The 13,303-nt window shown below is 57.5% G+C and carries 13 protein-coding genes; 8 read left to right on the forward strand and 5 right to left on the reverse strand.

Going from position 1 to position 13,303, the window contains the following annotated elements:
• Nucleotides 1-118 precede the first annotated feature (118 nt).
• The 3 genes from yedE to rraA all read left to right on the forward strand — a co-directional run bounded on the left by yedE (nt 119) and on the right by rraA (nt 2,251).
• A complete protein-coding gene (gene yedE / locus ACZYTD_RS03095; protein ID WP_463889669.1) occupies nt 119-1,393 on the forward strand; it encodes a selenium metabolism membrane protein YedE/FdhT in 1,275 nt (424 codons plus the stop codon).
• Nucleotides 1,390-1,626, forward strand: coding sequence for a sulfurtransferase-like selenium metabolism protein YedF (yedF, locus tag ACZYTD_RS03100; RefSeq protein WP_463889076.1), 237 nt, complete (start codon nt 1,390-1,392; stop codon nt 1,624-1,626). The genes yedE and yedF overlap by 4 nt, the downstream gene beginning before the upstream one ends.
• A 139-nt stretch (nt 1,627-1,765) precedes the next feature.
• Nucleotides 1,766-2,251, forward strand: coding sequence for a ribonuclease E activity regulator RraA (gene rraA, locus ACZYTD_RS03105; protein WP_463889078.1), 486 nt, complete (start codon nt 1,766-1,768; stop codon nt 2,249-2,251).
• A 71-nt stretch (nt 2,252-2,322) separates the two neighbouring features.
• On the opposite strand, the gene ACZYTD_RS03110 is transcribed toward rraA, so the two are convergent.
• The 4 genes from ACZYTD_RS03110 to fieF form a co-directional block, all read right to left on the reverse strand.
• Complete coding sequence (locus ACZYTD_RS03110) at nt 2,323-2,532, reverse strand: cell division protein ZapB (protein WP_463889080.1); 210 nt, start codon at nt 2,530-2,532, stop codon at nt 2,323-2,325.
• A gap of 150 nt (nt 2,533-2,682) precedes the next feature.
• A complete protein-coding gene (locus ACZYTD_RS03115; protein ID WP_463889082.1) occupies nt 2,683-3,951 on the reverse strand; it encodes a hypothetical protein in 1,269 nt (422 codons plus the stop codon).
• Between the two features lie 82 nt (nt 3,952-4,033).
• Nucleotides 4,034-4,813: a serine O-acetyltransferase gene (gene cysE / locus ACZYTD_RS03120; protein ID WP_463889084.1), complete on the reverse strand. Its 780-nt coding sequence runs from the start codon at nt 4,811-4,813 to the stop codon at nt 4,034-4,036.
• Nucleotides 4,814-4,816: 3 nt separating this feature from the next.
• Entirely contained in the window at nt 4,817-5,746 is a 930-nt protein-coding gene (fieF, locus tag ACZYTD_RS03125) for a cation efflux pump FieF (protein WP_463889086.1), read from the reverse strand.
• Nucleotides 5,747-5,934: 188 nt separating this feature from the next.
• On the opposite strand from fieF, the gene trmL reads away from it, so the two are divergent.
• On the forward strand, nt 5,935-6,399 hold the full coding sequence (trmL, locus tag ACZYTD_RS03130) for a tRNA (uridine(34)/cytosine(34)/5-carboxymethylaminomethyluridine(34)-2'-O)-methyltransferase TrmL (RefSeq protein ID WP_463889088.1): 465 nt from the start codon (nt 5,935-5,937) through the stop codon (nt 6,397-6,399).
• A gap of 171 nt (nt 6,400-6,570) precedes the next feature.
• On the opposite strand, the gene lexA is transcribed toward trmL, so the two are convergent.
• Nucleotides 6,571-7,197 carry a transcriptional repressor LexA gene (gene lexA, locus ACZYTD_RS03135; protein WP_463889090.1) on the reverse strand — a complete coding sequence of 209 codons (627 nt, stop codon included), beginning with the start codon at nt 7,195-7,197 and terminating at the stop codon, nt 6,571-6,573.
• A gap of 209 nt (nt 7,198-7,406) precedes the next feature.
• Between lexA and plsB the strand changes: the two genes are divergently transcribed.
• The 4 genes from plsB (at nt 7,407) to ACZYTD_RS03155 (ending at nt 13,259) form a co-directional block, all read left to right on the forward strand.
• Nucleotides 7,407-9,887 (forward strand): glycerol-3-phosphate 1-O-acyltransferase PlsB, encoded by a 2,481-nt coding sequence (plsB, locus tag ACZYTD_RS03140; RefSeq protein WP_463889093.1) that lies wholly within the window; start codon nt 7,407-7,409, stop codon nt 9,885-9,887.
• 56 nt (nt 9,888-9,943) lie between these two features.
• Nucleotides 9,944-10,630: a 4'-phosphopantetheinyl transferase family protein gene (locus ACZYTD_RS03145; RefSeq protein WP_463889095.1), complete on the forward strand. Its 687-nt coding sequence runs from the start codon at nt 9,944-9,946 to the stop codon at nt 10,628-10,630.
• Nucleotides 10,631-11,106: 476 nt separating this feature from the next.
• Nucleotides 11,107-12,201, forward strand: coding sequence for an ABC transporter ATP-binding protein (locus ACZYTD_RS03150; protein ID WP_463889098.1), 1,095 nt, complete (start codon nt 11,107-11,109; stop codon nt 12,199-12,201).
• Between the two features lie 23 nt (nt 12,202-12,224).
• On the forward strand, nt 12,225-13,259 hold the full coding sequence (locus ACZYTD_RS03155; RefSeq protein WP_463889101.1) for an ABC transporter substrate-binding protein: 1,035 nt from the start codon (nt 12,225-12,227) through the stop codon (nt 13,257-13,259).
• The last annotated feature ends 44 nt before the right edge of the window (nt 13,260-13,303 follow it).

Below are 13,303 nucleotides of genomic sequence, written 5' to 3' on the forward strand. Positions count from 1 at the left end.
TAGCGTCTGGGCTTTTTGTTTTGTCTGCGTTTTGCAAACAGCGGATAAACAGCTACGCCACCATTATTCTCCCCTCCTTTGATCTGGGCTCTGAGGCGCCACGCTTGTGACGCGTATGATGCCTCTGTTTGTTATCACAGTGACTAGGCCGGATGCCTGGACTCCCGAGGAGCTTCAAATGAATTGGCAAACCTTCAAAAAGAAATACCTGATCACCTTCTGGCCGCCTCTGCCCGCGGTTATCGCGGCGGGTGTGTTAGCGACCTATTACTTTGGCCTGACGGGTACCTTCTGGGCGGTTACGGGTGAGTTTACGCGCTGGGGCGGGCATCTGATGCAGTTGCTCGGCGCCCATCCCGAAGAGTGGGGATACTTCAAAGTCATAGGGTTACAAGGCTCACCGCTGGATCGGATCGATGGCATGATGATACTGGGTATGTTGGGTGGGTGCCTGGCTGCGGCCTTGTGGGCCAATAACCTGAAGCTGCGCCACCCGACTCACCGTATCCGTGTGGTGCAGGCCGTGATCGGGGGCATCATAGCGGGCTTTGGTGCGCGGCTGGCAATGGGGTGTAATCTGGCTGCTTTTTTCACCGGTATTCCCCAGTTTTCACTACACGCCTGGTATTTTGCCCTGGCGACGGCACTGGGTTCCTACTTCGGGGCCAGAGTGACACTGTTGCCGCTATTTCGTATCCCTGTGACGCTGCAAAAAGTCTCTGCCGCGACGCCTCTGCAGCAGCATCCGGCAAAGGCGAGACGTCGTTTCCGTTTGGGGATGGTGATCTTGCTAGCCATGCTGGCGTGGGCCCTGTGGCGTTGCTTCGCCATGCCCAAGCTGGGACTGGCCATGCTGTGTGGCATTGGTTTCGGTCTGCTGATCGAGCGGGCGCAGATCTGCTTTACCTCGGCATTTCGTGACCTGTGGATCACAGGGCGCACCCAGATGGCTAAGGCAATTATTCTGGGTATGGCGGTGAGTGCCATCGGTATCTTCAGTTACTTGCAACTGGGCGCTCAGCCCAAGATCATGTGGGCCGGTCCTAACGCCATATTAGGCGGGCTGCTTTTCGGTTTTGGCATAGTACTGGCCGGTGGTTGCGAGACGGGTTGGATGTATCGAGCCGTAGAGGGACAGATCCACTTCTGGTGGGTGGGTCTGGGTAACATCATTGGGGCAACGACCCTGGCCTACTTCTGGGATGACCTAGCTCCTATCCTGGTGTTGCCTTACGGCAAGATTAATCTGTTGACCGAGTTTGGCTCCTTGGGCGGGTTAGCCATCACTTACGGACTGTTGCTGTTGGCACTGCTCTTGATCCTGTGGTGGGAACGGCGCTTTTTTGCGCGTAAGGTGGCCAGCGTTTACGTACCGGCTGAGGAGGGTGTATGAAGCAGCCTATAGTTCCTGATTATCGACTCGACATGGTGGGTGAGCCTTGTCCCTATCCGGCGGTGGCTACGCTTGAGGCTATGCCACAACTGGCTCCTGGTGAAGTGCTGGAGGTGGTGACGGATTGCCCCCAGTCCATCAACAACATTCCGCTGGATGCGCGCAATCATGGCTACACTGTGCTGGCGATTGAGCAGGATGGGCCTACCATACGCTATCTTATCCGGCGTTAGCATGGGGTGACCGTGGGCATGTGCAGGTTAAAAGTTGCGCTTGCGGTCACTCTTGTGTAGCCAGATGGATAATTCCTTTGAATTGCCAGGTGCTCTCCTTATACTTGAGTCACCAGCATACTCGGCGGTGAAAAATACCATGGAATACAATACTTCAGAACTCTGTGACACCTATGCGGACTTGATCGATGTGGTTGAGCCCTTGTTTAGTAGTTACGGCGGGAGAAATTCCTTCGGTGGTGTGATAACCACCATCAAGTGCTTCGAGGCCAATGGCCTGATCCGCGAGATCATCAAGGAGAATGGCGTCGGCCGGGTATTGCTAATCGATGGCGGTGGCTCTTTGCGTCGCGCTCTGCTGGATGCCGCCATGGCCACCACAGCCATGGATAATGGCTGGGAAGGGATCGTCTGCTACGGTAGTGTCCGTGAAATTGACTCTCTGGCGGAGCTGGAGATTGGTATCCAGGCTATGGCCTCTATCCCAGTTGGCGCTGACGATGCGGATACCGGCGAGACTGACCTGCCGGTTAACTTTGGCGGTGTGACTTTCCTGCCGGATGATCATCTCTATGCCGACACCACAGGCATCATCCTGTCGCCAGAGCCTCTGGACATAGAGTAGCCCTAGCGCCAAAGACAACAAAGCCGGTCAATTGACCGGCTTTTGTCATTCTGGCATCGAAAGCCACGGGCTTAGACCGCTTCTTCCATCTGATCCATCTTGCCGAGCAGGGCGCGCAGGCGTTCTTGCCATGCCTGATGGTCGTTACGCAGTTGCAGATTCTCATCCTTGAGCTGTTGCAGCTGGATCATCAGCTCCTCTTTTTCCATTTTCAGCAGGGAGATGTTATCGACGGCGGTTTGCACCTTCGCTTCCAGTTGTTCCAGCACTTCTAAAGACATAGTCATACCCATTCTCTGGTTCATGTTGAGCAGGGGGCTAGCCCCTCATTTGTGGTCAGCATACCCCGTCAGCCCAGTGGCAACAAGGGTTACAGCCTGGTTTGCTCGGCTGGCGTATCCTATCGCTCGTTTCCTGCTCGGCATATTTAATCACAGCCATTGATAGAGGATGAACAGGGCGCCACAGACTCCCAACATCTTAGCCGCATAGCCCAGATTCCAGATTAACAGGTCTTTCGCTCGAACCTTGTAGCAGGCCAACAGCGCCAGATTAGCTCCCGAAAGAGGAGTGGCGCCAGTGGAGAGCCCCCAGCCCAGCAGAAAGGTCATCCCCAACAGGTTGGGGTCGGGGTGCAGGTGCCAGAGTAGCGGCGCGATGGAAGAGATGGTGATGATGGGATGGACCCCGAAGTAGGCGATGAACAGGATCAGGGTGACGGTCAGGGTGGCCTCCAGAGCACCGAAGTGGTGGAACATGGCAAGCAGGGGTTGGGGCGACCAGACCTGGGTCAAGGCATTGACGCTGGCGGCGAGCAGCCCTGCGCCGAGAAACAGTACTATCTGGCTGCCCATGGCAGGGAAGCGCTGGGTGACCTGGCGCCTTAGCGTGGGTCCTAGATCCTGTTTGGGCATCAACAAGAAGGAGATGAGGGGAGCGCAGAGGGAGATGATGCCTATGATGCTGAGGTTGGGCCACAACAGGCGACCCGCCACCACGGCCAGGGCCAGCAAGCCTGGCAGCATGAGGGTGTGCAGGCTCAGTGGGTAGCCTTCGAAATCGTGGACACCCAAATTTTTCACCTCCAGCAGGGTGATCACCATGGCGGCCAGGGTGCCTAGCAGGCCAAAGGGCAGGATATGGCTGAAGATCATGCCAGGGGCATAGGTAACGGCCACGGCCATGGCGATGAAGAAGGGGGACCAGAAGGCCGCACAGCAGTAGATGCGGCTGAGCATGATCACCTGACGGCGCTCCAGTGTCCCCTGCTTGGCCAGGTGATCGCCAACCACGAACAGCACCGACATGTTGATGACTGCACCCAGTAGATTGACGCCCAGCAGAGTGCCCCACACGCCCTTCCAGCCGCGCCAGCTCCCCTTGGTCTGGCTCAATGAGCCGGTGGCCAGGTTCAGGCAACTGACGGCAGCAAACAGTGTGACCATGTCTATGTTGGGCAACAGCATGGCATCCAGCGTCAGTTTGGCGCCTTGACTCCAGGCTAGCAGCAACAACAACAGGGCGGCGAGGTAGAGTGCCAAGCATTGGCGGCGAGCGGCACGATCCAGTTTTGGCCCCAGCAGCAGGGCAGCGGCCCAGGCTAAGGCTGCTGCTGGCCAGATGGTCAGCTGCAGGTAGAGATGGGCAAGATCGGCCAGCCACATGAAGAGGATCAAGATGCCAGCGATGGGTTTACTCAAGCCAGAATTCCTATTACTGGCGAGGCCGGGCCGGTGAATGAGTTGCCTCCTGTGGCCCGCCAGACGCGAAAAGTGCCTGGGGTCAGATCCCCTGGTTCATATCCAGCGAGGGTTTGTCACAGCCGGGGTAACCCACTACCTTGGCGGGAACGCCCGCCACCGTGGTGTGGGGTGGCACGGCCTGCAGTACTACGCTACCGGCGCCAATCTTGGCACCGCGACCCACCTCTATGTTGCCCAGCACCTTGGCACCTGCGCCTATCATCACCCCTTCACGGATCTTGGGGTGGCGGTCACCATGCTCCTTGCCAGTACCGCCGAGGGTGACGTTTTGCAGTATGGAGACATCGTTCTCCACTACCGCGGTTTCACCTATGACTATGCCCGAGGCATGGTCAAACATGATGCCCTGACCGATTTGGGCGGCGGGATGCACATCGACGCCGAATACCACAGAGATCTGATTCTGTAGGAAGGTGGCCAGGGGTCGGCGATTCTGACTCCAGAGCCAGTGAGCCACCCGGTAGCCCTGCAGAGCGTGAAAGCCCTTGAGATAGAGCAGGGGGGTTGAGTAGAAGCGCACGGCGGGATCCCGCTCCTTGACGGCGCAAATATCGGCCGCGACGGCATCCATGATGCCGCTATCGGCGTTGAGCGCCGTTTCGATCACCTCACGCAGCACCATGGCGGGCATGACTGAGCAGCCCAGTTTGTTGGCCAGTTGGAAGCTCAAGGCCGAGCGCAGGCTCTCATGATTGAGTATGGTGGAGTGGAAGAAGCTGGCGAGCATGGGCTCTTCGGCCGCCATCAAAATGGCTTCTTCGCGGATCTTGTCCCAGGTCAGTTGTTTCAAGCAGGCCATAATTTACCCTTCTACTACTGCATCTTGTTGGGCCAATGGTGTTGCCATCTTCTCGTGCTCCAGGGCCGAGATGGGATCCATGTGTATGATGATGTCGGAAATGGGAAATGCCTCTTGCAGCAGCACTTCCACCCGATCAGCGATGTTGTGTGCCTGGACTAAAGGCAATTGGTCATCCAACTCCAGATGTAGCTGAATAAATCGCATCTGGCCAGATTGACGGGTACGCAGGTCATGAATGCCATGGACGCCAGACATGGTGGTGGCAATCTGGCGGATGGCTTCACGATCCTCATCGGGCAATTGGCGATCAAGCAGGGTCTGCACCGCTTCATAGCCTATCTGTAGGGCGCTGCGCAGAATATAAAGACCCAGCAAGATGGCACACAGGCCATCGGCCCAGAGCCAGCCATACCAGGAGAGTCCCAACGCTAGCAGCACACCCGCATTGAGCAGCACATCAGATTGGTAGTGCAGTCGGTCAGCCTTGATCGCTTGACTGTTGGTGCGCTGTACCACATAGCTTTGGAATAGCACCAGGAGACAAGTGAGGATCAGCGCCCCTAGGGTGACCCAGAGACCCAAATCCAGATGGCGCATTGGCTCTGGGTTCACCAGGCGCGAGAAACCGTTCATCACCAGCACTACGGCTGATCCGGTGATAAAGGCCGCCTGGGCCAGACTGGCCAGGGATTCCGCCTTGCCGTGACCGAAGCTGTGGTCATCATCGGCAGGCACCAGAGCGTAGCGGATGGCCAGCAGATTGATGATCGAGGCGCTGATATCCATCAGGGAGTCGGTCAGGGAGGCGAGCATGCTCGAAGAGCCGGTGAGCAGCCAGGCACTCAGCTTGGCCAGGATCAGTACGCCGGCCGTGGCGGTAGAGGCCAGCCCGGCCAGGGTCACCAGGCGGGAGTAGGAGGCTTGGGTCACAGTGTCATCCTCGACAAACCAGCCAATGCTCCGCATCGGCAAATGTGAAAAAGATCACTATCATACCCGCATCATCAGGCAGGACAAACCATCTTGCGCAGCTTGGGGAAAAGTGGCGAGCAATCCTTGATTCCCTGTTACCGCCAGCTTGGTTATCCTAGCGCCCCCAGCCAGGCCGAGGAGCCACAATGCTGCATATAGTGCTGTTTCAGCCCGAGATCCCGCCCAATACCGGCAACATCATCCGCCTCTGTGCCAATACCGGCTACAAGCTGCATCTGATCGAACCCTTAGGTTTTGCCTGGGATGATAAGCGGGTGCGACGCGCCGGGCTCGATTACCACGAATTTGCCGAGGTGCAGCGCTATCCGGATCTGGCCAGCTGTCTGCAGGCTCTGGATAACCCCAGGGTATTTGCTTGCACCACCAAGGGTAAGCAGTGCCCATCGGATGTCTGTTTTCAGGCCGGGGATGTACTGCTGTTTGGTCCCGAGACTCGGGGGCTGCCCGCTGAGATTATCGAGAGTCTGCCGCCGGAACAGCGCTTGCGTCTGCCCATGTTGCCTCAGAGTCGCAGCATGAACCTCTCCAATGCGGTGGCGGTGTTTGTCTATGAAAGCTGGCGCCAGCTAGGGTACGCTGGCTCGGTTTAAACGGCTGGAGGGGCGTGGTTGCCCACGCCAGGGGAGTGATGCAAGCGGAGTGACATACTGTTGCCGCTTTTGCTGAGGCGAGCTTGCTCGCGAACAGGCAACAATTCGCGTGCAAATTCGCTCTACAGCAGAGTCCAGAGTGACGAGCCATGACAAGGGTGTTCGGGCCGCTTAGTGCCACTCACCATTGCGGATCACGCCCACCGCCAAGCCTTCGATGTTCAGGTGCTGCTCGGTGAGATCCACCTGGATGGGTTCCAGCTCATCGTTTTCCGGGCGCAGCAACACCAGGTTACCCTTGCGCTCGAAGCGTTTCACTGTCACCTCATCATCACCCACGCGGGCCACTATGACCTGGCCATTGCGCACCTGTTCTGTCTTATGCACCGCCAACAGGTCTCCATCCAGAATGCCGATGTTCTTCATGCTCATACCTTGAACGCGCAGCAGAAAGTCGGCGCGGGGGTGGAACATGGCGGGATCTATCTGGTAGTGGGTCTCAACATGTTCCTGGGCCAAAATAGGTTCACCGGCGGCCACTCGCCCTATGAGGGGTAAGCCCAGCTCCTCCGATACTTCATCCTCTTGCTGTAGCAGCTGAATGCCGCGAGAGGTGCCAGGCATGATATGAATGACCCCTTTGCGGGCGAGGGCCTTGAGGTGCTCTTCGGCGGCGTTGGCGGACTTGAAGCCCAAGCGCAAGGCGATCTCGGCGCGGGTGGGGGGCATGCCGGTTTGTTGCATACACTCTTTGATGAGCGCTAGCACTTCAGCCTGCCGGGGTGTGAGAAGTTTCATACTATTCGCCTGTTTATTTATACAGATTACTGTGAGTATATACAGGCGTTAGAGAATCGCAAGGCCGATGACCCTTGTGACAGGAAAATCTTTGCTGGCTGCGACTTGGCTCTCTCCTTGGCTCCTGATTGGGCTGCGCCGGGGCCTCAGGACAAGTCGGGCCAGTTTTGCTATGCTGGCGCGGTTCTGTTTTTGTGAGGTTCACTCCCATGTCCTTTGGCTCCGCCCTGGCTCGAAGCCTGTGCCGCCTGCCTGTCCGCCTGCTGGTCAATCACACCAGCCTGCCGGAAGACCCGCTTACTCAGCTGCAGCTCGATCTGACCCGACCCATAGTCTATGCCTTGAGCACGGACTCCCTCAGCGATCTGTTGACCCTGGAGTTGTGTGCCGCCGAGTTGGGCCTGCCGAGCCCCTTCACTCCCCTGCAGTGGCAGGGCGAGAGTTGTCCGCGCTATGTGTGTCTGGATCAGCCGCCCTTGCCCTTTGGTATCCCGCGCCGGGAAGAGCCCAAGCTGGCGACTTTCCAGCGCTGGCTGGTCCTGCATGAGCAAGATCCGACACTGGACATCCAACTCTTGCCGGTCACCCTGTTGTGGCAGCGGGCACCGGGCCGGGAGCAGCAGCGTTTGCAACCGCCGCCCAAAGTACCCAATGCCCTGCGCAAGGCGCTGACCGTGCTGTTGCATGGTCGGGAGAATCGGGTGCGCTTCTCTGCGCCGGTTTCACTGCGCGCGCTGGTCAGCGAGTTGGGGACAGACGAGAGTGTGGCCCACAAGCTGGCCCGGGTGGCGCGCATCCACTTCAGCCGTCAGCGGCAGGCATCCAAGGGACCCAAGCTGCCGGACCGCCAGCAGCTATTCCGTCAATTGTTACGCAGCGAAGCCATAGTGCAGGCCATCCAAGCTCAAGCTAAGGCCGAGGGCGTGGATGAAGCGCTAATGCGCAAGCGGGCCCACAGTTATCTGGATGAGATGGCCTCGGATCTCTCCTACCGACTGATCCGCATTGGCGATACGCTGTTGGGCTGGTTGTGGCACAAGCTCTATCGTGGCATCTCGGTCCATGGGGCCGAGGCGGTACGACGCCTGGCGCGCGAGGGGCACGAGATCATCTATATGCCCTGCCACCGCAGCCACATGGATTACCTGCTGCTCTCTTATGTCATCTATCATCAAGGCATGGTGCCGCCCCATATCGCCGCCGGCATCAACCTCAACTTTTGGCCCGCTGGCCCCCTGTTCCGATATGGTGGCGCCTTCTTCCTGCGTCGCAGTTTCAAGGGCGACAAGCTCTACAGCACAGTATTCCGCGAATACCTGAACCAGCTCTTTGCCCGGGGTTATGCGGTGGAGTACTTCACCGAAGGGGGACGTTCCCGCACTGGCCGCCTGTTACAGCCCAAGACCGGCATGATCGCCATGACGCTGCAGGCCCAGCTGCGCGGTATCAATCGACCGCTCACCTTTGTTCCCGTCTATCTGGGCTATGAGCATGTGATGGAGGTGAACACCTACCTCAAGGAGCTCAAGGGCAGTCGTAAGGAGAAGGAGAGCTTCTGGCAGGTGCTGGGTATTCTCGGCAAGTTGCGCAACTTCGGCCGCAGCTTCGTTAATTTTGGCGAGCCCCTGACCCTGCATCAGTTCCTGCAACAGGAGGTACCCGAGTGGCGGGCCGACCTGGACCCGAGCGGTCAGCACAAGCCAGAATGGTTGGCACCGACCGTGGATAAGTTAGCCAACCAGCTGATGACCAGAATTAACAGCGCGGCGGCGGTCAATGGGCTGACCCTGAGTGCCCTGGCGCTGCTGGCCACCGAGAAGCAGGCATTGCCGCGCGAGGAGTTGGTGGCTCAAATTCACCTCTATACCGAGCTGTTAAGGCGAGCCCCCTATAGTCGCCATAGCACTGTGCCCGGGATTGGTGCCGAGCAGTTGCTGGCCCAGGCGCTGGAGCTCAACAAGTTTCAGGTGGTGGAAGACAGGCTAGGGCAGATCATCACCATGGATCGTTATCAGGCGATCCTGATGACCTTCTACCGCAACAACATACTGCACCTCTTCGCCCTGCCGGGCTTGGTGGCCAGTTTGATAGAGCGCAACGAGGGGTTGGATAACGCGACTCTGCTGACCCACTGCCAGCGTCTCTATCCATTGCTCAAGAGCGAGCTGTTCCTGCGCTTTGAGATGACGGAATTGGCAAGCGAGGTGGAGGTGATACTCCACTCCTTGGTGGAGTTGCAGCTGATTGAAGTGCGTCAAGAGGGGTATTGGGTGCGACCGGCCGAGCAGATGCGTCTGCTGTTGTTGGCCCAGAGCATCCAGGAGACCTTGCAGCGCTACGCCATCACCCTGAGTCAGATCCAGCAGCAGCCCACCATCACCCTGGCGCAACTGGAGTCGGACAGCCAGATGCTGGCAGTGCGTTTGGGCACCCTGCATGGCATCCATGCCCCGGAATTTAGCGACAAGAGCCTGTTTGTCACCTTGCTGCAGACCTTGAGGTTGGAGGGGTATCTGCACTGTCAGGAGGCCGAGGAAGTCGTGGCTTGCAACCAGGAGGCCATAGCCCAGTTAGCCGAGATACTCTTGCCTCTGCTGCCAGATCGGATCCGCCGCACCCTGCAGATCGAACGCGCCGCCGTGGTTGTTAACGTGGTTGTTAATGGACACCCACCTATTTCGAGCAGTTAACAGTGGTTAATGGACACCCACCTAATCTGGGCTGTGAATTGGAGTGTGAGCCGCTAATGGACACCCATCTACTCTGGCTACGTCTCTCCGAGGCCGATTCATTGCCCGCGGGGAGCCTGGATGCGGCGACTCTGGGCCGGGCACAGGGCATGTCGGCTACTCGGCGCCAGAGCTATCTGGCCGGGCGCCGTCTGTTGGCCTTGGGTTTGGCTCACTTCTATGGCGTGGCCGTCTGCCCCGAGCTGATGCTGGGGGAGCATGGCCGTCCCGGTTTTGCCAACCCGGCGCTGCCAGATTTTAGCCTCAGTCATAGCGGTGATTATCTGGCACTGGCGCTGGGGGTGGGCCCTCTGGGGCTGGATATCGAGCAGTACCGACCCAGGCGTAACCTGCAACGGCTGCTAGAGTCGGTATTGAGCCCGGTCGAGCAGCAGTGGTTGGCGGCGGAAGGGGATGAACTGGCGGGCTTTTACCATCTCTGGACCCTGCGCGAGGCCATACTCAAGGCCAGTGGTCGCGGCCTGGCGGGTCTGTCACGGTTGCAACTCCTGCCTGGTGAGCAGCGGCTGCTCACCTCTGAGGTGGTTCCGGGGTGTCTCAGGACAGCCACTTTGTCGCAGGTAGCATTAGCTCTCTATGGCCCTGCAGTCAGCACGGTTTCCTGCTGGCAGTGGCAAGCCTCGGGAGGGTTTGTGTCTGCCGAACTGGATTGGCAACGCTCATATCGCGTGGAAGCCTCCTGATGGCTGCGGCTTCTACCGAGTTGGGGTGCAGGTTCGATTGCTTCCATTTGACGCTCGCTCAGGGTGGGATCGTCGAATAACATCAAAACCGGTATGTCTCACCAAATAATAAAAACAAGTAATGCACCAAGTTGCATCATAATATCCAGAATGGGGCTACACATTTGGGAGAATTAGGGTGTATAGTAAAATACCGTAAGGGTATTATCCTTGCCGACAACCAACAAAATCATCGAATATCTCACCTCTTAGCGCAGCAAACAAGAAAAATCGCAATTCCATTGTTTTAATCCTCTCAATGTGAACATTAAAACGCTGCCATTTATACACCTAAGCCTTCCCCTTTATAGTGTGCTCAATTGGCCTAGCCGACGACGTCGGGATAAATAAAGTCGTTGTTATTTAATCCTGAAAAATAACGTATTAATTTCGGCAACCCTTTTTCACATCATTAAATAATGGTGTAAGAGAGCCCTATGAAACAGCAGACGCCTTTTGTTCAATTTGAAAATATCCAGAAGAGTTATGACGGCAAGAATTTGATTGTCAAAGATCTCAATCTGGATATTTACCGGGGGGAATTTTTGACCCTGCTGGGCCCCAGTGGTTCGGGTAAAACCACCAGCCTGATGATGCTGGCCGGTTTTGAAACCTCTACCAGCGGCAAGATCACCCTGGGGGGTAAGGTGTTGAACCAGCTGCCGCCCCATAAGCGGGATATCGGCATGGTGTTCCAGAACTATGCCCTCTTCCCCCATATGACGGTGGCCGAGAATGTGGCGTTCCCGCTGACGGTGCGCCGTCTGGCCAAGAGCGATATCGAGGAGCGGGTCACCAACGCCCTCAACATGATCAAGATGGGCGACATAGCCCACCGCTACCCCAGCCAGCTCTCCGGCGGCCAGCAGCAGCGGGTGGCCCTGGCTAGAGCCCTGGTGTTCGAACCCAGGCTGGTGCTGATGGATGAGCCGCTTGGCGCGCTGGACAAGCAGCTGCGCGAGCATATGCAGCTGGAGATCAAGCAGTTACATGACAAGTTCGGCCTGACCATAGTCTATGTGACCCATGACCAGTCCGAAGCGCTGACCATGTCGGATAGGGTCGCTGTGTTTCACAAGGGAGAGATCCAGCAGATCGATGCCCCCAAGGTACTCTACGAGGAGCCCAAGACCGCCTTTGTCGCCCAGTTTATCGGTGAAAACAACCAGATCCACGGCACCATCGCCAGCATAGATGGCGACCATTGCGAGGTGAAACTGGCCGACGGCACCCTGCTCAAGGCGCTGGCCATCAATATCGCTGCCGTGGGTGAAGCCACCACAGTCTCGGTGCGCCCGGAGCGCATTCTGCTCGGCGAAGCCGCTAAGAGTTGCGACAACCTGGTGAGTGGCCGGATCAAGGAGTTTGTCTACCTGGGTGACCATATCCGCCTGTGCCTCGACACCTGTGGCTCGGACCATTTTGTTGTAAAAATCCCCGCCGGTCAGTTCGACGGCAATATCAAGTTTGGTGATGAACTCCATATCGGCTGGCAACGGGAATATACCCGCGCACTGGATGTCATGGATTAATTTCAGCTATCAAGGAACGCAATATGAAATATCAATCTTGCTTGTTAATGAGTGCCATCGCCATTGCCTCTTTAGGCGCGCAGGCCAAAGAAATTTCCGTCATCTCTTTTGGTGGCGCCAATAAAGATGCCCAGGCCAAGGCTTATTATCAGCCCTTCACCAAAGATACCGGCGTTAATGTCATAGCCGGGGAATATAATGGTGAAATGGCCAAATTAAAGGCCATGGTGGAAACCAAGAGTGTCTCCTGGGATGTGGTGGAAGTGGAATCCTCCGAAGTGACCCGGGGTTGTGACGAAGGTTTCTTTGAAAAACTCGATTACAAGATCATCGGTAAGAAGTCCGAATTAATTCCCGGTGCCGCCAGCAAGTGTGGCGTGGGCTTCTTCGTCTACTCCACCATCTTCGCCTATAACAGCAAGAAGGTCGCCACCCCTCCCACCTCCTGGACCGACTTCTGGGATGTGAAGAAGAACCCGGGCAAGCGCGGCATGCGCAAGACCGCCAAGTACACCCTCGAAGCCGCCCTGCTGGCCGATGGGGTTGCCGCCAAGGATATCTACAGCGTGCTGGCCACTCCGGCCGGGGTGGATCGTGCCTTCAAGAAGCTGGATGAACTCAAACCCAATATCCAGTGGTGGGAAGCCGGGGCCCAGGCTCCACAATACCTTATCTCTGGCGATGTGGTGATGAGCGCCGCCTATAACGGCCGTATCACCAATGCCCGCAACGAGGGCAACAAGGATCTGGAGATCGTCTGGAACGGCGGCCTCTACGAGATGGAGTACTGGGTCATTCCCAAGGGGACACCCAACAAGGACGAGGCCATGAAGTTTATCGCCTCCACCCTGTTGCCCGAGCGTCAGGTCGCCTACTCCACGCTGATCCCCTACGGCCCGACCCGCAAGAGCGCCAATGGCCTGGTCTCTGCCGAACTGGCTGCCGTGCTGCCCTCTTCCGAGCAGAACATGAAGCTGGCCGCCGCCATCGACCCCAGCTTCTGGCTGGATCATGGCGAGGAGCTGGAGCGCCGCTTCAACGCCTGGGCCGCCAAGTAAGCCCCGGGTCAGGAGTCTCGGGCTCCTGACCCCTCTTTTTCCCC

It is taken from the genome of Pseudaeromonas sp. HNCC25DJ180 (genome assembly GCF_055413345.1).